We start from the raw sequence: 18,042 nt of genomic DNA on the forward strand, positions 1-18,042 counted from the left end.
CGCGGTCAGCCCTCCGCGCGTACCACCCGGGCGAAGCGGTGGGCCACCTGCTCCCAGACCGCCGCCGACTCCCGCTCGTCGCGGTCCGCCTCCGTGCGGAGCCGGTCCGGGTCGAAGCCGCGGGCGCGGATCGACTCGTCGCTCCACGCCCGGACGTTGTCCGCGCCCGCCTCCGGGTGGAACTGCACGCCCCACGCCCGGTCGCCGTGGCGGAACGCCTGGTGCGGGCAGCGTTTGCTCTCCGCCAGCCACGCCGCGCCCGGCGGCAGCTCCGTGACGGCGTCGACGTGCCGCTGGACGGCGGTCACGCGCTCCGGGAGCCCGGCGAACAGCGGGTCGGCCGCCGCCTCCGCGCGCAGCGCGACGGGCGTGCTGCCCATCTCGGGCTCGCCGTGCGAGGCGGTGACCCGGCCGCCGGCGACGTGGGCGAGGAGCTGGCCGCCCTGGCAGACGCCGAAGACCGGGACGTCCCGCGCCAGCGCCTCGGCGACCAGCTCGCGCACGGCCGCCAGCCACGGCATCGCCACGTCGTCGTCGGGCATGGGGCCGCCGCCGAGCGGCAGGATCGCGGCGTGGTCGAGACGGCGGGGGAGGGGGGCGCCGGCGTAGGCGTGGACGACGTCGAGGGCGAGCCCCCGCTGTTCCAGCCAGGCGCCGAAGCGCCGCGGGCCGCCGTCGGGGCCGTTCTGCACCACGAGAACCTTCGTCATGCGTGCGATTCTCGGACAGCTAGCGGCGGGTGGCGTCGGCGGGGGTGGCGTCGGCGGGGGACGCCTGGAGCGGTACGGCGTCGGCGGGTTCGGCGCCTGTGGCGTGGAGCGGTACGGCGTCGGCGGGCTCGGCGCGTACGGCGTCGGACGGCTCGGCGCCGGGCGGTACGGCGTCCTCCGGTTCCGGGTCGGCCCCCGTCGCGCCCAGCGCGATGACGACCTTGCCCGACCTGAGGTCTATCGGCCCGCGATGCGGGTCTCCCGAGCCGACGTTGTCCACGACGAGCTCCATCCGCTCGCGCTCCCGCCGCGCGTGGGCGGCACTGGGCGCGAACAGCTCCGCAACGATGTTCATCCCCGCGCCTCCCGCGACTCGGCTCGCTACCTCAACGCGGCGGCCTGCGGAAACGTTCCCGTCGCCGCCGCCTCTCCCGCCTCGTACCGCTCGCGGGCCGCGTGCACCTCCTCGATGTGCTCCTCCGCCCAGTCCTTCACGGCCGTGAGGAGCCCGGAGAGGCTGCGCCCCAGCGGCGTCAGCTCGTAGTCGACGCGGACGGGGACGGCGGGGGTGACGGCGCGGGAGAGGATGCCGTCGCGCTCCAGCGTGCGCAGGGTCTGGGTGAGCATCTTCGGGCTGACGCCGGCGATCTTCCGGCGCAGGTCGCTGTAGCGCTGCGGGCCGCCGGACAGGGCGGCGACGACGAGGCTGACCCACTTGTCGCTGAGGCGGCCGAGCAACTGGTTGGTGGGGCAGTCCCGCATGAACGCGTCGTACGCGATGCGCGCCTCCTCGCGCCGCTGGGCCGCCGTCCTGGTCGCCATGGCTCTCCTCCGGGTGGCATAGGCACTCTCAGGTAACTACTTACCAGAAGATACCAACTCTTCCTACGGTTGCAGCAACAGAACCGATACCGAAAAGGGAGAAATGACCATGCGCGCAGCAGTCGTGACGGAGTTCGGCGGCCCCGAGGCCGTGACGATCGCCGACGTGGCCGTGCCCGAGCCGGGCGCGGGGCAGGTACGGATCAAGGTGGCCGCCGCGGCGCTCAACCCCGTCGACGGCGGGACGCGGGGCGGTGCCTTCGGCGCCGCGCCGGGCGGGGCGCACACCGGGTTCGGCTGGGACGTCGCGGGGACGGTGGACGCGGTGGGCGCGGGCGCGGGGTGGGCCGCGGGCGACGCGGTCGTGGCGCTCGTCCACGGCCCGGCGAAGCCGCTCGGCACGCACGCCGAGTACGTGGTCGTGGACGGCGACGCCGTCGCCGCCGCGCCGACGACGGCGGACCCGGTGCACGCCGCGACGCTGCCGCTCAACGCCCTCTCCGCCGACCAGGCCCTCGGCCTTCTGGAACTGCCGCCGGGCGCCTCGCTGCTGGTCACGGGCGCGGCGGGGGCGCTGGGCGGATACGCGGTCCAGCTCGCCGCCCGCCGCGGCGTCACGGTGACGGGGCTGGCCCGCCCGGCCGACGAGGACCTCGTCCGCTCCCTCGGCGCGGAGTTCACGACGGCCCCGGCCGACGGCGGCTACGACGCCGTGCTGGACGCGGCGGTGCTCGGCGGCGAGACCGCCCTGCGCTGGACCCGCGACGGCGGCACGTACGCCGCGGTCATCCCCTACACCGCCCCGGACCCGGTCCGCGGCATCCGCACGGCGGCCCTGGAGGTACGCGCCGACGGCGCCCGGCTGGCGGAGCTGGCCCGGCTCGTCGACGACGGCGCGCTGACGCTCCGGGTCGCCGCGACGTACGACCTGGCCGACGCGGCGAAGGCGCACGCCCGGCTGGCGGAGGGCGGCGTTCGGGGCCGCCTGGTGCTGGTGCCGTAGGGCACGGGGGAGCGGGCCCGGTAAGGGGCGCCATTCTTTAAACGCGCCCCTTACCCGGGCCCGCGCGGTCGCCGGGCTCGTCCGCCGGGCGCCTCACGACCGGGCGAGCACGCAGAACTCGTGACCGTCCGGGTCGGTCAGGCACGTCCACGGCACGTCGCCCTGGCCGAGGTCGAGGTCCGCCGCGCCGAGGTCCCGCAGCCGGGCCACCTCCGCCTCCCGGTCGTCGCCGGGGGACGGCAGCAGGTCCAGGTGGACGCGGTCCGGGACCCGCTTCGGCTCGGGCGTGCGGAGGAATTCGAGGTACGGGCCGGTGCCCGCGGCGGAGCGCAGCACCGCCTGGTCGGCGGTCGCCTCGTGGACCTCCCAGTCCGTCGCCGCGCCCCAGAACCGGGCCATGGCCGGCGGGTCCGCGCAGTCGACCACGACCGCGGCGAGCGGGCCGGTGTCCCGGTAGGTCTCCCGGGGCTCCAGCACGCACAGTTCGTTGCCCTCGGGGTCGGCCAGGACGGTCCACGGCACCCGGCCCTGGCCCACGTCGGCGGGGGTCGCGCCGAGCGCCTTCAGGCGGGCCACCAGCTCCGCCTGGTGGGCTGCGGAGGTGGTGGCGAGGTCGAGGTGCACGCGGTTCTTCGTCGCCGTCTTCGGCTCGGGTACGGGCACGACGTCGATGCCGACGCCGGCCGGGGCCGGCCAGACGGGGCCGTCGGCGGAGCCGCCCGCCGGGTCGACGTACACGGTGACGCCCGGCTCGTACAGGCGCCAGCCGAGCGCCGCCGCCCAGAACCGGCCGACCGCCGGCGCGTCGAGGGCCTTGATGTTCACCTGGACCGGTCGCAGCGGCATACGGCGATCGTAGGCGCCCCGGCCGCGCGTCGGTGCTCGCTTCTCGAATTCGAACACACGTATGATGGCGAGTCGTGAGCGACTACGAGTTTCCGGAGGAGTTGCTGCGGGCGAAGCGGGAGTGGTTCGCCGTCGCGCAGCGGTTGGAGGAGTTCCCGCTGCGCCCCTACACGGACAGCGCGGGCGTCGAGCACCGGGCCGACAGCGGCTGGACGCCGGAGCTGGACCGGCAGGAGACGGTGCTGCGGAAGAGGTTCCGCGAGCTGTCCATCGAGATATCGATCCACCCGTTCTGGGAGACGCTGAACGGCGGCACGGTCGCGGCGCGGATGGCGCTGCGCGAGGCGGCGCGCGGACCGGGCGCCTGAGGTGCGGACGCGGACGCGGGTGCGGATGACGAACCGGGGTGGGCGGGGGGACCGCCCACCCCGGGGGTGGTTCGACCTGTTACGTACGCGGGGCCGGGCTCAGCTCCGTACCGGCTCCGGGACGCGCGGCTCGCCGTCCGCGCTCCCGGAGTCCCCGAAGCTCTCCGGGACTCCGGCGTTCTCCGGGACTCCGGAGTCCGCGGGGCCCACGGGGTCTCCCGATTCCGCCGGCGCCGCCGCGGCCGCGCCCGTCGGCGGCACGTGGTTCAGCAGCCGTACCGCCAGGACCGCCACCCCCGCCAGCAGCACCGCCGCGATCACCGCCGCCACGTGCATCCCGCCGACGTACGCCTCCCGCGCCGGCGTCAGCAGCGCCTCCGCGGCCCGGGCCGGCAGGTCCGCCGCCGCCGTCGCCGCGCCGGTGAGGCCCTCGCGGGCGGTGTCGGCCGCCGGGTCCGGGGTGCCGGCCGGGACGGTGCCCTCCAGCCGGTCGCGGTAGACGAGCGTGCCGATGCTGCCGAGGGCCGCGATGCCCAGCGCGTAGCCGAACTCGCCGCTGGTCTCGTTCAGCGCCGCCGCCGAGCCCGCCTTCTCCGGCGGCGCGGAGCTGACGACCAGGTCGGTGCCGAGCGTCACCAGCGGCCCCGCCCCCAGGTTGATGAGCGCGAACCCGGTGACGACGTACGGCAGTCCGCCGGAGGCGTCCGCGAGCACGAGCAGCAGCAGGCCCGCGACCGACACGCACAGCCCGCCGCCGATCAGCCGGGCCGGGCGCACGGAGCGGGCCGCGACGGGGGCGAGGCCGAAGCTGATCCCCGAGGCCACCACCGCGGGCAGCATCCACAGGCCCGCCTTCAGAGGGCTGAGCCCCTGCACCAGCTGGAGGTACTGCGTGATGAACAGCATCAGCGCGCCCATCAGGAACGTGCCGGCGAACATCCCGCCGAGCGCGGTGCAGAAGGCCCGGTTGCGGAACAGCCGCAGGTCCATCAGCGGGTGCTCCAGCCGCTGCTGGCGCCGTACGAAGACCGTCCCGAACGCCCCGCCCACCGCGAGCGCGGCCAGCGGCAGCGGCGCCCAGCCGTCCTTCGCCAGCTCCTTCAGCGCGTACACCATCGGCAGCACCGCGGCCAGCGACAGGCCCACGCTGGCCAGGTCCAGCCGGCCGGCCTTCGCGTCGCGGTACTCGGGCAGCACGACCGGGCCCAGAATCAGCAGCAGCACCATCGCCGGCACCCCGAGCAGGAACGCCGAACCCCACCAGAAGTGCTCCAGCATCGCCCCGCCGACCAGCGGGCCGATCGCCGCGCCGCCCATGAAGCACATGAACCAGATGCCGATGGCCGCCGACCGCTGCCGCGGGTCCCGGAACATGTTGGTGATCAGCGCCAGCGTCGACGGCGCCAGCGTGGCCCCGGCGACGCCGAGCAGCGCCCGGGAGGCGATCAGCATCTCCGGGCTGGTCGAGTACGCGGCGACCACGGAGGCGACGCTGAACGCCGCCGCGCCGGTGAGCAGCAGCCGGCGGCGGCCGATGCGGTCGCCGAGGGTGCCCATCGTGACGAGGAACCCGGCGAGCATGAAGCCGTAGACGTCCATGATCCACAGCTGCTCGGAGCTGTTCGCGCCCAGGTCGGCGCTGAGGTGCGGCAGGGCGAGCAGCAGGACGAAGACGTCGATGGAGATGAGCAGAACGGGCAGCGCGAGCACCGCGAGCCCGATCCACTCCCGCCGCCCGGCCCGGGGCGCCGCGATCTCGGTGGCCATGTCGGTCGGCATGAGGGGTGCTCCTTAGCGTGTCGTGGACAACCGTCCGGCGCCCCGCGGGCGCCTGTCACCCGTGCGTCGAGCGGGAGGGACGGATTTCGACACCGGAGCCGAAGAAATCCTCGATGTGATGTGGATCACACGGCGGAGGGGTCCGTCAGATGCGGACCGCCGCGCCCGTGACGTGCACCCGGGGGTCGTCCGCGCGCATCTCGACCTCCAGCAGCGAGGGCCTGCCCATGTCGTGCCCCTGGTGGAGGGTGAGCCGGGCGCTGTCCCCGGCGAGGCCGAGCTCGCGGGCGTACGCGCCGAAGGCGGCCGCCGCCGCGCCGGTGGCCGCGTCCTCCACGACGCCGCCGACCGGGAACGGGTCGCGGACGTGGAAGACGTCGGGGGACTCGCGCCACACGAGCTGGACGGTGGTGAGGTCCAGCCGCTCCATCAGCGCCCGCAGCCGCTCGAAGTCGTAGTCGAGGCCGGCGAGGCGGGCGCGGGTGGCGGCGGCGAGGACGAGGTGGTGCGCGCCGGCGAACGCGATGCGCGGCGGCAGGGCCGGGTCCAGGTCGGCGGCGGGCCAGCGCAGCGCGGCCAGGGCCTCGGCGACGTCGCCGTCCGCGGCCTCGCGGACGTGCGGCTCGACGCTGCTGAGCGTCGCCTTCAGCACGCCCTCCGCCTCGGTCACCGCGACCGGCACCCGGCCGGGCCGGGTGTGCAGGACGAAGTCGCCGGGGCCCAGCCGCTCGGCGAGCGCGACAGCGGTCGCGACGGTGGCGTGGCCGCAGAACGGGACCTCGGCGGCGGGGCTGAAGTAGCGGGCGGTGAACGACCGCCCCGCCGCGCCGGCCGCCTCCCCGCCCGCGGCCCCGTCCGCCGGGCCGGGGGTGAGGAAGGCGGTCTCGGAGTAGCCCACCTCGGCCGCGATGGCGGCCATCCGCTCGTCGGTCAGCCCGGCGGCGTCGAGGACGACCCCGGCCCGGTTGCCGCCGGCGGGGTCGGTGGCGAAGGCGGTGTAGCGCAGTACGTCGGTCATGCGGGGACAACCCGCCGGGGCGCGCCGGATGTTCCCGCGGGTGCGCGACGGCGGGGGCCCTACCAGCGGGCGAGGAGCGGCGGGCCCGGTTCGTCACCCCGCCAGGCGTCGGCGAGGCGGGTGAGCCGGACGGGCGCGGCGATGCCGCGCACCAGCGCGATCCTCCCGCCGTCGAGGTCGAAGGTGACGGTGCCGAAGACCCGGTCCTCGACCGCGAAGAGGATCGCGGGCCCGCCGTTGACGACCGCGGAGTGGACGGAGGGGGTGCCGCCGGTGAGCCGCCGCTTCACCCGGGAGGTGGCGAAGCCGGCCCGCGCGACGCCCGCGATGCGCTGCGGCGTGTCGTACCGCCACATCCTGTCGGTCATCCCGGCGCCGTCGGAGATCGCGGTCGCGTCGTCGGTGAGCAGGGCCACCAGCCGTTCCGTACGGCCCGAGGAGGCGGCGAGGAAGAACTCCTCGGCGATCCGGCGGGCCGACTCCGGGTCGACCTCGCCGCCGCGGCGGCGCACGGCGGAGATGCGGCGGCGGGCCCGGTGGAGGTGCTGCTGGCTGGCGGACTCGGTGATGCCGAGGATGCCGGCGATCTCGGCGTGGCCGTACGAGAACGTCTCGCGCAGGAGGTAGACGGCCCGCTCGACGGGCGACAGGCGTTCCATGACGGTGAGCACGGCCAGGGAGACCGACTCGCGCTGCTCGACGGTGTCGGCCGGGTCGAGCATCGGGTCGCCGTCGAGGAGGGGCTCGGGCAGCCAGGTGCCGACCGTGCGTTCGCGCCGGGTGTGCGCGGCGCGCAGGCGGTCGCGGCACAGGTTGACGACGACCCTGGTCAGCCAGGCTTCCGGGGTCTCGATCCGGCGGCGGTCGGCGGCCTGCCAGCGGAGGTACGCGTCCTGCACGGCGTCCTCGGCGTCGGCGGCGGAGCCGAGCATCCGGTACGCCAGCGAGGCCAGCCGGCTCCGGCTGGCCTCGAACAGCCCGGTGTCGAAGCCGTCGGTGGCGGTGCCGTCCACGCGGACCACTCTAGGCGCCCGCGGACGCCGGTCCGTCGGACGCGTCCCACGCGGGGTCGGAGCCGGTCGCCGGCCCCGCCGGGCGGTGGCCGGAGGGGGCGGTGGCGCCGGCCGCGGTCAGGCGGCGCCGGCGCCTGGGCAGGCCGTAGGCCGGGTGCTCGGTGGCCCACAGCGAGCCGCGCACGATGCCCGCCTTGACCCGCGCGGCGGTCCGGCCGCCCAGGTACCACGGCTTCGCGCGCGCCTCCTCGTCGACCCACTGCAGGATCCCGTCCCGGCGGCCGAGGCTGATGTGGTTGAAGGTGTAGACGAGCTTGGTGTGCCGGACCGGGCGGCCGGTCAGGCGGGCCACGATCGCGTCGATCGCCTGCTTGCCGGTGTAGCCGGCCGAGCCGCAGGACATCGGCAGCTGGATGCCGTTGTCGCCGATGGCGCACACGCTGTCGCCGACGGCGTAGACGTCCGGGTGCGAGACCGACCGCATGGTGCGGTCGACGGCCAGCTGACCGCTCCCCGTGACCTCCAGCCCGGCGGCCGCGGCGAGGGGGCCGACCGCGAACCCCGCCGCCCACACGGTCGCGTCGGCCGCGACGGCGGTGCCGTCGGCGCACCGTACGCCCGTCGCCTCCACGGCTTCGACCCTCGCGTGCTCCAGGATGTCGATGCCCAGCCGGTCGCAGGCGCGGCGCAGGTGGGCGCGGGCGCCGGCGGAGAGCCGGGCGCCCAGCTCGCGGCGGGCGACCAGGGTCACCGCCAGCCCGGGCCGGGCGTCGGCGATCTCGGTGGCGGTCTCGATGCCGGTGAGCCCGTCGCCGACGACCAGCACCCGCCCGCCGTCGCCCCGCTCCTCCAGGTCGTCCAGGCGCTCGCGCAGCCGCAGCGCGGCGGGCCGGGCGGTGACGTGGAAGGCGTGCTCGGCCACGCCGGGGACGCCGTGGTCGGCGACCCGGCTGCCGAGGGCGTAGACGAGGGTGTCGTACGGCAGTTCGCCGCCGCCCTCGGCGTCGGCCACCGTGACGATCCGGCTGTCGGGGGCCACGGCGGTGGCGCGGGCCACCCGCACCCGGATCCCGGTGCCCGCGAAGACGTCGGCGAGCGTCGGGGCCGCCAGCTCCCCGCCGGCCGCGAGCCGGTGCAGCCGGAGCCGCTGGACGAAGTCGGGCACCGCGTTGACCACGGTGATCCCGGTGTCGGCCGGCGACAGCCGGCGGGCCAGGTTTCCGGCCGTGTAGGCACCGGCGTAGCCGGCGCCGAGGACGACGATGCGGTGCTTCATGGGCTGCGCTCCTGTCGTTCGGTCGCTGTCGAGACCTGAGCGGAACAGCGCCCCGATTGCTGACAGGAACGGAACATGACCTGCGTCACACCGCTGCCGGAGCGGCGCGGCGGAGCGCTACCGCTCCCCGCCGCCCCGGTCCTCCGCCCGGCCGCGCAGCCGCTCCATCTCGCGCCGGTCCCGCTTCGTCGGCCGTCCCGTGCCGCGGTCGCGGCGGGCGACCGGGGCGGCCATCTCGCGCGGCGGCGGGGGCGGGCTGTGGTCCGCGTAGCACTCGACGGCCACCGGCGCGCCCACCCGCTTGCGCAGCAGCCGCTTGACCACCACGATCCGGTCCCGCCCGGCCAGCCGCACCCGCACCTCGTCGCCGACCCGCAGCGCGTGGGCGGGCTTCACCCGGTCACCGTTGACCCGGACGTGTCCCGCCTTGCACGCGGCCGCCGCCGCGGAGCGGGTCTTGGTGAGCCGCACGGACCAGATCCAGCTGTCGACCCGTACGCTCCCGTCCTCTCCAGCCATGTCACCGACTCTACGGGCCGCCGCGGAGGAATAATCTTCCCGGAGCCGACCTTGGAAGGGGATCATGAAGGCGATCGTCACGAACGAGTACGGCGGCCCGGAGAACCTGCGCCTCGACGAGGTGCCCAGGCCCAAGGTCGGCCCCGACCAAGTGCTGGTGCGGGTGAAGGCGGCCGGGGTCAACCCCGTGGACTGGAAGGTCGCGAAGGGCTGGCTCGACCCCATGATGTACGTCCACTTCCCGCTCATCCCCGGCTGGGACGCCGCCGGGGTGGTCGAGGAGCTGGGCGCGGACACCCCGGAGTTCGCGGTGGGCGACGAGGTGCTGGGGTACGTGCGCCGCGACGAGATCGGGCACGGGACGTACGCGGAGTACGTCGCCGCGCCCGCACGGACCCTCACCCGCAAGCCCGCCGCGCTGGGCTGGCAGCAGGCCGCGGCGCTGCCGCTGGCCGGGCTCACCGCGCTGCGCTCGATGGACCGCGTCGACCTGGGGGCGGGCGAGACGGTCCTCATCCACGGCGGCGCGGGCGGGGTCGGCTCGCTCGGCGTGCAGCTGGCGGCCGTGCGCGGGGCGCGCGTGATCGCCACCGCGAGCGAGCGCAACCACGACTTCCTCCGCTCGCTGGGCGCCGAGCCCGTGACGTACGGCGACGGCCTCGCCGACCGGGTGCGGGAGATCGCCCCCGACGGGGTGGACGCGGCGCTGGACTTCGCCGGCGGCGGCGCGGTGCACGTCTCCCGCGAGGTGCTGAAGGACGCGGCGCGGTCGGCGTCGATCGCGGACGGGGACGTGCAGAAGCTCGGCGGCCAGGTCGTGTGGGTACGCCCGGACGCCGACGGGCTGGCGGAGCTGGCGGCGCTCGCGGCGGCGGGGAAGCTGACGGTGCACGTCGACGCGGCGCTGCCGCTGGCGGAGGCGGCGGAGGCGTTCCGCCGCAGCGAGTCGGGGCGTACGCGCGGCAAGCTGGTCCTGGACGTGGAGTAGGCCGCCGGCCCGCGGGCCGGCCCGGGCCCCGGCAACCCCCGCCGCACGCGCGGGGGTTGCCGGGCCGCCGAGACCCCTCAGCGCGAGGCGACGTCCGCCGCCGCCTCCGGCGGCCTGGCGTCCTTCGCCTCCGCCGCTCCGTCCTCCGGGTCCGACCCCAGCGAGTCGATCAGCGCGTCCTGCTCCGCCCCGCCCTCGGGCCGCAGCAGTCCCACGCCCACGTACAGCACCAGCGACGTCAGCAGCGGCAGCCCCACCAGCGCCGCCTGCGAGGTGTCCTCCAGCACCCACTTCAGCACCGTCCACAGCCCCAGGCCGCCGGCCCACGACACGATCGCCGCCGTCGGCCCGCTGCGCCGGAACCACGGCAGCATGCCCAGCATCAGCGGGATCGAGATCGGCCCCATCGTCGCCGCCACCAGGTCCACGACCACGTCGAGCACGAACCCTTCACCCCCCGTCGCGATCGCCAGGACCATGCTCAGCGACACGAACGACACCGTCGTCACCCGCGCGAACGTCAGCTGCGCCCGGTCCGTCAGCCGCCGCACCCGCGGCACCAGCACCGGCGCCATGTCCCGGGTGATGACCGCCGAGATGACGTTGGAGTCCGAGGCGACCATCGCCATCGTGTGACAGAAGAACCCGGCCAGCACCAGCCCCGTCAGCCCGGCCGGCATCAGCTCCTTGGCCAGCTCGATGTACGACTCCTCGGTGTTCTCCAGCCCCGGCACGATCAGCGGCGCCGCGAACATCGGCAGGAACAGCACGAACGGCCACACCAGCCACAGCCCGCTGGACAGCAGCGCCGAGCGCTTCGCCGCCGAGCCGGACGGGGCGGCCATGTAGCGCTGCGCCAGGTTCCACATGCCGCCGTTGTACTCGAAGGTCTTCACCAGCAGGAACGCCAGCACCAGCGTCGTCGTCACCGGCCCGGTGACCGGGTCGTTGTGGTGCTCCGGCAGGTCGTCCCACATCGTCCACAGCGACGAGAAGCCGCCCAGCTCCGCCAGCACCGCCACGAACATCACCGCGCCCGCGACCAGCTGGATGACGAACTGGCTGAAGTCCGTGAGCACGTCCGCCCACAGCCCGCCCACCGCCATGTACGCCATCGTGGCCACGCCGGTGAAGAGGATGCCCCACTCCAGCGGCACGTCCGCGAAGCCCTGGAGCAGCACCGAGATCGCCACCCACTTGGCCGCGATGTCGACGACCTTCAGCAGCGCGCCGCTGTACGCGAGCACCTGCTGGGTCGGGAGGTCGTAGCGCTTCGCCAGGTACTCCAGCGGGGAGGCCACGTCGTGCTTCGCGCGCAGCCGCGCCCAGCGCGGCGCGAAGAGGAACGCCCCGACGCCGATGCCGAGGCCGATGGTCAGCGCCCACCACACGTACACCGTCAGCCCGTGGTCGTAGGCGACGGCGGCGAACGCGACGAACATCACCGCGCTGTAGCCGGACATGTGGTGCGAGATGCCGGACAGCCACCACGGTATGCGGCCGCCGGTGGTGAAGAAGTCCTTCACGGTGTGGATGCGGTTCTTCGACCACCAGCCGATGCCTACCATCACGCAGAAGTAGGCACCGACCATGATCCAGTCAGCGGGGGACATCGCGGCTCCTGCCTGTGTGTGCTCCGATGAGAGGTGGGGGTGGTGCACGTGCCGCGTGCGCTGCTCTCACCGGCTCACCAGCGCGCCCGCGCGGGGGAGAAGCCGGGGTGGAAGCGGCGCATGTACGCGGTGTCGTCGCGGCGCCGGACACCGCATGTCTCGTACTGCTCGTGCAGCACGGCCAGCGCGTCGCGGTCCAGCTCGACGCCCAGGCCGGGCCCCGGCGGCAGCGGTACGGCGCCGCCGGCGAAGGTGAGGGCCCCGGGGGTGATCACGTCCTGGCCGCCGTCCCGCGCGGTCAGCCAGGGGGTGTGCGTGTCGCAGGAGTGGTCGAGGTTAGGGGTGGCGGCGGCCAGGTGCGTCATCGCGGCCAGGCTGATGCCGAGGTGGGAGTTGGAGTGCATGGAAAGCCCGATGCCGAACGTCCCGCAGAGCGCGGCGACCTGCGTGGACCTCAGCAGCCCGCCCCAGTAGTGGTGGTCCATCAGCAGGACGCCGACGGCGCGGCGGGCGACGGCCGGCGGCAGGTGCGCGTGCGTGACCACCGCCATGTTCGTGGCCAGCGGCATCGGCACCTTCGCCGCCACCTCCGCCATCCCGTCGATCCCGGGCGCCGGGTCCTCCAGGTACTCCACCGTCCCGGCCAGCTCGGCGCCGACGCGTACGGAGGTCTCCGGCGTCCAGGCGGCGTTGGGGTCGATGCGCAGCGGCAGGCCGGGGAAGGCGGCGGCCAGGGCGCGGACGGCCGCGATCTCCTCGTCGGGCGGGAAGACCCCGCCCTTGAGCTTCAGCGAGCGGAAGCCGTACTCCCCGATCAGCAGCCGCGCCTGCGCGACGATGCCGTCCGGGTCGAGGGCCTCGCCGAAGCGGTCCGCGTCCTCGCCGGGGTGGCCGGCCCACTTGTAGAAGAGGTACGCGCTGTACGGCACGGCGTCGCGCACCGGCCCGCCGAGGAGGTCCGCCACCCGCCGGCCGGTGGCCTTGCCGACGATGTCGAGGCAGGCGACCTCGAAGGGGGAGAAGACGGAGTCGACGGTCTTGCCGTTGCTGCCGGCGCCGGTCAGGCCGTGCTGGTCGGAGAAGACGGCGTCGCCGACGGACGCGGCGACGCGGGCGTACAGGCCGTGGTGGTGGCCGGCGTCGGCGCCGGTCAGGGCGTCGGCGGCGGCGCGCAGCCGGTCCAGGTGGGAGGCGTCGCCGTAGCTCTCGCCGAGGCCGGTCAGGCCGTCGTCGGTGACGACCTCGACGACGCTGCGCAGCGCCCACGGCTCGTGCACGCCGGAGGCGTTGAGCAGCGGCGGGTCGCGGAAGGCGACGGGGGTGACGGTGATCTCGCGTATTCGCAGCGCCGGGGTCATCGGGCCGCCGCCCCGGCGGTCTCCAGCCCGGCGGAGACGAGCTGCTCCAGCTCGGCCAGGTGCTTGGGATGCGGGTCCTGAAGCGGTGGCCGGACGCCGCCCACGTCCCGGCCGCGCAGCCGGACACCGGCCTTGACCAGCGACACCGCGTAGCCGGGGACCTCGTTGCGCAGCTGGACGAGGGGGATGTAGAAGGCGGTCAGCAGCCGCCGTACGAGGGCGTCGTCGCCGTCGGCGAGCGCGCGGTTGAAGGCGAGCGCGACCTCCGGGACGAAGCAGAAGGCCGCGGACGAGTACAGCCGGGCGCCCACGGCCGCGTACGCGGCGACCGAGACCTCGGCGGTGGGCAGGCCGTTGAAGAAGGTGAAGTCCTTGGCGGGGGCCCGCTGTTCGCCGAGGGCGGCGCGCACGGCGGGGACGATGCGCTGCATCAGCTCGATGTCGCCGAGGCCGTCCTTGAAGCCGGTGACGGTGGGGATCCGGGCGAGTTCGGCGGCGCCGGCGGGGGTGAAGCGGGCGTTGTCGCGCTGGTAGACGACCAGCGGCAGGCCGGTCGCGGCGGCGACCTCGCGCACGTACGCCACGAGCCCCGCCTCCGGCGCGGCCACCAGGTACGGCGGCATCAGCAGCACCCCGTCGGCCCCGGCCTCGGCGGCGGCCCGGGCGCACGCGACGGCGTGCGGCAGCGGGCCGCCGGCGCCGGCGAACACCGGCACCCGGCCGGCCGCGGCGGCCACGGCGGTACCGACCACGCGGCGGTGCTCGGCGCCGTCGAGCGCGTGGAACTCGCCGGTGCCGCAGGCGGCGAAGACCGCCCCCGCGCCGTGGGCGACGCCGTCGGCGACGTGGCCGGCGAGCACGTCCTCGGCCACCGAACCGCCGCCGTCGAAGGGGGTGAGGGGGAAGAACAGGATGCCGTCGAGCCGCACCGGAACCTCGATTCATGTATCTGAACGTGAGATATGAATCTGAATTGGTGCCGGAAAAGTAGAACCGGGGGCGCCGGGCCGTCAAGGGGGTGCGCGCGGTTCGGGGCTGCGGGACGGCGGTGGGCCGGGCGAACGGCGGGCTCAGTGCGGCCAGATCGGCGGGTCGGTGCAGAACGGGCCGCCCAGGTTCGCCGCCTCCGGCGCGTCCGGGTCGTCGGGCCCCAGCTCCGCCAGCAGCTTGCCGGCGAAACGCTCGGAGTCGTCCCGCGGCTCGTACCCGAGCGCCCGCGCCGTGCCGAGGTCCCACCACACGCGGGTGTTGGCGGAGCTGCCGTAGACGACGGTGTGGCCGACGTCCGGGGCGGTCAGCGCGGCGTGGAACAGCCGGGCCCCGTCGGCCGGGCTGAGCCACAGGGAGAGCATGCGCACGCTGGTCGGCTCCGGGAAGCAGGAGCCGATGCGGACGGAGACGGTCTCGATGCCGTGCCGGTCCCAGTAGAGCTGCGCCAGGTCCTCGCCGAAGCACTTGGACAGGCCGTAGAAGGTGTCCGGGCGGTGCGCCGCGCCGACGCCGATCAGCTCGCCGGCGGGGACCCGGCCGGCGTGGCGCGGCCGCGGGTGGTAGCCGACGGCGTGGTTGCTGGAGGCGTAGACGACGCGCGGGACGCCCTCGGCGCGCACGGCCTCGTAGAGGTGGTACGTGCCCTCCACGTTGGCCCGCAGCACCTTGTCGAACGTCGACTCCACCGAGATCCCCGCGAGATGGAGCACCGCGTCGACGCCGCGGACCGCCTCGCGCAGGGGGGCGGTGTCGGCGAGGTCGGCGTAGTGCACCTCCTCCGGGCCGGGGTCGACGGCGACGCGGTCGAGCAGCCGCAGCTCGTAGCCGTGGTCGGGCAGCAGGCCGCGCATCAGGGTGCCGACGCCGCCGGCGGCGCCGGTGAGCAGGACGGTGCGCGGGGGACGGTGGGCTGACATCGTGGAGGGCTCCTCGGGCTCGGTCTTGACGGTGTGTCGGGGCGGCCATAGCGTGCGTGTTCACCAATATGGACGCCGGGCAGAAATGTGTACACCCTGATGATGACACCTCGTGCTTCGGTCTTTCTCTATCCGTGGGACGTCGTCGGCGACCCCGCCGCCCCGCGCCGGGTGGCGGAGCTGGGCGTACGGCAGGCGACGCTCGCCGCCGCGTACCACTCCACCCGCGCCCTGACCCCCCGCCACCCCCGCCACCGCGTCGTCACCGCCCGCCACTCCTCCGTGCTCTACCCGCCGGACCCGCGACGGTGGTCCGGGCAGGCGCTCCGCCCGTACACCCAGGACTGGGTGGACGCCGCCGACCCCTTCGACGCGGCCGCGGAGGCGCTGGCCGGGGCGGGCCTGGAGGTCCACAGCTGGGTGGTGCTCGCGCACAACTCCCGCCTGGGCGCCGAGCACCCGGACACCTCGGTGGTCAACGCGCACGGCGACCGCTACCCGTGGGCCCCGTGCATCGGCCGCCCCGAGGTGCGCGACTACCTCGTCCGGCTCGCCGCCGAAGCCGCGACCCGGCCGGGCGCGCGGGGCTGCGAGCTGGAGTCCTGCGGCTGGTACGGGCTGGCGCACCTGCACGCCCACGACAAGACCGCCGGGGTGGCGCTGGACGCGGCGGGGCAGCTCCTCATGTCGCTGTGCTTCTGCGACCGCTGCCGCGACGGCTACGCCGCGTACGGCGCCGAGCCGGCGGCCCTGCGGGCGGCGGTCACGGCGGCGCTGCGCCCGTACTGGGACGGAACCGCCGCGGCACCCCCGCCCCCGGCGGCGGAGATCCCGGCCCGGATCGACGAACTGCTCGGCACCGAGCGGGCGGCGGCCGTGCTGGGCTGGCGGCGCGCGGCGGCGACCCGGCTCCAGCGCGAAGCGGTCGAGGCGGTACGGGCCGCCGCCCCCGACTCCGCCTTCCGCGTCCTGCTGCACGCCACCCCGGAGCCGTACGCCTGCGGCGCGAACGCCGGGGTGGACCCGGCGGAGGTGCTGACCTTCGCGGACGGCCTGGTGCTGCCCTGCACCGGCGGCCCCGCCGCCCGCACCGCCGCCCTGGAACCCTGCGCCCCGCACCGCCGCCCGCAGACGACCCTGGCGGCGAACCTCACCGTGGTCTCCGGCATGGGCGGCTCCCCGTCGACCCTGGCGGCGGACGCCGCACACGCGACGGACCTGGGCGCGGACGAACTCCGCCTCTACCACGCCGGGCTGGCGTCGTCGACGGACCTGGCCCGGGTAGCGGAGGCCCTGGGCGCCGGACGCCCAACTCCGGCCTGACGACGGCAGCGGAGGGCCCGGCGAAGGAGCCCGCGCCGCGGCGACCGAGAACGGGAGGTGGCCCGGGACGGGTGGTCGGGCCGACGCCGGGGGTTGGGGCTCCCGTCACATTCGCCCGCCCCCAACCCCCATACATACGGCGTAGCGTGGAATTCTCATCCACCTGGCGGGGGTGCCCCATGCACGAACACGGCGAGTCCATCGGCGACCGCATCGGGCGGCTACGCACACGACGCCGCCTCACCCAAGAGGAACTGGCGGACCGCGCCGACGTGTCCGTCGACACCGTGCGCAAGCTGGAGCAGAACCGGCGGCTGACGGCCAGGCTCGCGACCCTCAACCAGCTTGCACGAGCCCTCGACGTCGACACGTCCACGCTCCTCGGCCAGCCGACCACGTTCGAGGCCCCGCCCAGCGGCGAACTCCCCTCCGTGCTCGCTTTGCGGCAGGCGGTCGCGCCCCTCGCCGGGCTCCTCGGGGACGACCCGGACCCCGAGGACCCGCCGGCCCTCGGTGCTCTACGCGCCGCGCTGCACTCGACTGAACGTATCCGCCGCGAGGGCCGCATGGCCGACATCGGGCTCCGGCTGCCCCCGCTCATCCGCGACGCCCTCACCGCCGCACGCGCCTACAACGGCGCCTCGCGGGCGTCCGCGTATGCCGTCCTCGCGGAGGCGTACCAGGTCGCCGCGACCACCCTCACCGCGCTGGGAAAGGACGACGCGGCGTTCACGGCCATGGAACGGGCGACGGACGCCGCCCGCCGTTCCGACGACCCACGCCTGGAGATCGTCGGCGCCTCCACGCTCGCGTGGATCTTCACCAGACAGGGGCGGCTTGAGGACGCCGAACACGTGGCGCTGCGCTACGCCGACGACATCGACCCCGGCTTCCGCTCCGCTCCGGCGGACTTGTCCCTGTGGGGAATCCTGCTGCTCCGCGCGGCCACAGCCACGGTCCGTCAGGGCACCAGCACGTACGACCGCGTGGACGAGCTGCTGCGCATGGCGACCGCCGCGGCAGCCACCATCGGCCGGGACCGCCTCGACTACGCCACGCCGTTCGGCCCCACCAACACCGGCGTGGCCAAGGTGAACTTCCTGGTGGAGATGGAGAAGAACCGGGAGGCGATCACCACCTCCCGCACCATCCCCGACCTGCCGTCGCTCCCGCCGACGTGGCGGGCCAGATTCCACGTCGACCGCGCCCTCGCCTACGTCGACCTCAACCGGGACGAGCACGCCGTGCGCGCTCTCCTCCAGGCAGAGACCGACGCCCCCGAGTGGATGCGGTACCACACCACGGCGCGCCGAATCGTCGCCGAGCTGCGCGGTCGCGAGCGGCGCCGCACGTCTCCGGTCACCGAACTCGCCTCCCGGCTCCACCTCGACGGGTAGGGCACGGCGTCCTACCCGCGTAGCAGAGTGGTGCAGAGCGTCACTGTCCCCGCGCAGGAGCCCGATTTACGGTGCGTCCTCCGAGAAGCGGCGCCAGCTGTA

General features: G+C 75.1%; 18 protein-coding genes. 5 read left to right on the forward strand and 13 right to left on the reverse strand.

Annotation, left to right across the window (positions count from 1 at the left end; all coding sequences use genetic code 11):
- Positions 1–5 precede the first annotated feature (5 nt).
- From ACHZ99_RS23160 to ACHZ99_RS23170, 3 genes are read right to left on the reverse strand one after another with little or no spacing between them, the layout of a single operon-like run.
- Positions 6–710, reverse strand: coding sequence for a type 1 glutamine amidotransferase (locus ACHZ99_RS23160; RefSeq protein WP_420306620.1), 705 nt, complete (start codon positions 708–710; stop codon positions 6–8).
- Between the two features lie 19 nt (positions 711–729).
- Complete coding sequence (locus tag ACHZ99_RS23165; RefSeq protein ID WP_420306621.1) at positions 730–1,065, reverse strand: DUF6191 domain-containing protein; 336 nt, start codon at positions 1,063–1,065, stop codon at positions 730–732.
- Positions 1,066–1,091: 26 nt separating this feature from the next.
- Complete coding sequence (locus tag ACHZ99_RS23170; RefSeq protein WP_420306622.1) at positions 1,092–1,532, reverse strand: winged helix-turn-helix transcriptional regulator; 441 nt, start codon at positions 1,530–1,532, stop codon at positions 1,092–1,094.
- A 109-nt stretch (positions 1,533–1,641) separates the two neighbouring features.
- On the opposite strand from ACHZ99_RS23170, the gene ACHZ99_RS23175 reads away from it, so the two are divergent.
- Positions 1,642–2,535 carry an NADP-dependent oxidoreductase gene (locus ACHZ99_RS23175; protein WP_420306623.1) on the forward strand — a complete coding sequence of 298 codons (894 nt, stop codon included), beginning with the start codon at positions 1,642–1,644 and terminating at the stop codon, positions 2,533–2,535.
- 93 nt (positions 2,536–2,628) lie between these two features.
- On the opposite strand, the gene ACHZ99_RS23180 is transcribed toward ACHZ99_RS23175, so the two are convergent.
- Positions 2,629–3,381 carry a VOC family protein gene (locus ACHZ99_RS23180; RefSeq protein ID WP_420306624.1) on the reverse strand — a complete coding sequence of 251 codons (753 nt, stop codon included), beginning with the start codon at positions 3,379–3,381 and terminating at the stop codon, positions 2,629–2,631.
- Positions 3,382–3,455: 74 nt separating this feature from the next.
- Between ACHZ99_RS23180 and ACHZ99_RS23185 the strand changes: the two genes are divergently transcribed.
- Positions 3,456–3,749 (forward strand): hypothetical protein, encoded by a 294-nt coding sequence (locus ACHZ99_RS23185; protein ID WP_420306625.1) that lies wholly within the window; start codon positions 3,456–3,458, stop codon positions 3,747–3,749.
- A gap of 99 nt (positions 3,750–3,848) precedes the next feature.
- On the opposite strand, the gene ACHZ99_RS23190 is transcribed toward ACHZ99_RS23185, so the two are convergent.
- The 5 genes from ACHZ99_RS23190 to ACHZ99_RS23210 all read right to left on the reverse strand — a co-directional run bounded on the left by ACHZ99_RS23190 (position 3,849) and on the right by ACHZ99_RS23210 (position 9,354).
- The gene (locus ACHZ99_RS23190) at positions 3,849–5,516 is read right to left on the reverse strand and encodes an MFS transporter (RefSeq protein WP_420306726.1); all 1,668 of its coding nucleotides are present in this window, start codon (positions 5,514–5,516) and stop codon (positions 3,849–3,851) included.
- A 157-nt stretch (positions 5,517–5,673) separates the two neighbouring features.
- Positions 5,674–6,546: a PhzF family phenazine biosynthesis protein gene (locus ACHZ99_RS23195; RefSeq protein ID WP_420306626.1), complete on the reverse strand. Its 873-nt coding sequence runs from the start codon at positions 6,544–6,546 to the stop codon at positions 5,674–5,676.
- Positions 6,547–6,605: 59 nt separating this feature from the next.
- Positions 6,606–7,568, reverse strand: a complete 963-nt coding sequence (locus tag ACHZ99_RS23200; RefSeq protein WP_420306627.1) for a sigma-70 family RNA polymerase sigma factor — start codon at positions 7,566–7,568, stop codon at positions 6,606–6,608.
- Position 7,569: 1 nt separating this feature from the next.
- On the reverse strand, positions 7,570–8,835 hold the full coding sequence (locus ACHZ99_RS23205) for an NAD(P)/FAD-dependent oxidoreductase (RefSeq protein WP_420306628.1): 1,266 nt from the start codon (positions 8,833–8,835) through the stop codon (positions 7,570–7,572).
- Positions 8,836–8,952: 117 nt separating this feature from the next.
- A complete protein-coding gene (locus tag ACHZ99_RS23210) occupies positions 8,953–9,354 on the reverse strand; it encodes an RNA-binding S4 domain-containing protein (RefSeq protein WP_420306629.1) in 402 nt (133 codons plus the stop codon).
- Between the two features lie 64 nt (positions 9,355–9,418).
- Here ACHZ99_RS23210 and ACHZ99_RS23215 point away from each other — a divergent pair, with 64 nt between their 5' ends.
- Complete coding sequence (locus ACHZ99_RS23215) at positions 9,419–10,342, forward strand: NADP-dependent oxidoreductase (RefSeq protein WP_420306630.1); 924 nt, start codon at positions 9,419–9,421, stop codon at positions 10,340–10,342.
- A gap of 77 nt (positions 10,343–10,419) precedes the next feature.
- Here the strand turns inward: ACHZ99_RS23215 and ACHZ99_RS23220 are convergent, their stop codons facing one another.
- From ACHZ99_RS23220 to ACHZ99_RS23235, 4 genes are all read right to left on the reverse strand, one after another.
- Positions 10,420–11,955 carry a sodium:solute symporter family protein gene (locus ACHZ99_RS23220; RefSeq protein ID WP_420306631.1) on the reverse strand — a complete coding sequence of 512 codons (1,536 nt, stop codon included), beginning with the start codon at positions 11,953–11,955 and terminating at the stop codon, positions 10,420–10,422.
- A gap of 74 nt (positions 11,956–12,029) precedes the next feature.
- The gene (locus tag ACHZ99_RS23225; protein ID WP_420306633.1) at positions 12,030–13,313 is read right to left on the reverse strand and encodes an enolase C-terminal domain-like protein; all 1,284 of its coding nucleotides are present in this window, start codon (positions 13,311–13,313) and stop codon (positions 12,030–12,032) included.
- Positions 13,310–14,242, reverse strand: a complete 933-nt coding sequence (locus ACHZ99_RS23230; RefSeq protein WP_420306634.1) for a 5-dehydro-4-deoxyglucarate dehydratase — start codon at positions 14,240–14,242, stop codon at positions 13,310–13,312. Before ACHZ99_RS23230 ends, ACHZ99_RS23225 begins: the two co-directional genes overlap by 4 nt.
- A gap of 141 nt (positions 14,243–14,383) precedes the next feature.
- Entirely contained in the window at positions 14,384–15,220 is an 837-nt protein-coding gene (locus tag ACHZ99_RS23235) for an NAD-dependent epimerase/dehydratase family protein (protein ID WP_420306635.1), read from the reverse strand.
- A gap of 99 nt (positions 15,221–15,319) precedes the next feature.
- On the opposite strand from ACHZ99_RS23235, the gene ACHZ99_RS23240 reads away from it, so the two are divergent.
- Together ACHZ99_RS23240 and ACHZ99_RS23245 are read left to right on the forward strand one after the other, a co-directional pair.
- Positions 15,320–16,543, forward strand: a complete 1,224-nt coding sequence (locus tag ACHZ99_RS23240) for a hypothetical protein (RefSeq protein WP_420306636.1) — start codon at positions 15,320–15,322, stop codon at positions 16,541–16,543.
- A gap of 179 nt (positions 16,544–16,722) precedes the next feature.
- On the forward strand, positions 16,723–17,940 hold the full coding sequence (locus ACHZ99_RS23245; RefSeq protein WP_420306637.1) for a helix-turn-helix domain-containing protein: 1,218 nt from the start codon (positions 16,723–16,725) through the stop codon (positions 17,938–17,940).
- Positions 17,941–18,042 lie beyond the last annotated feature (102 nt).

This window comes from Streptomyces sp. MAR4 CNX-425, from assembly GCF_048656465.1.
In the GTDB taxonomy this organism is placed as follows: domain Bacteria; phylum Actinomycetota; class Actinomycetes; order Streptomycetales; family Streptomycetaceae; genus Streptomyces.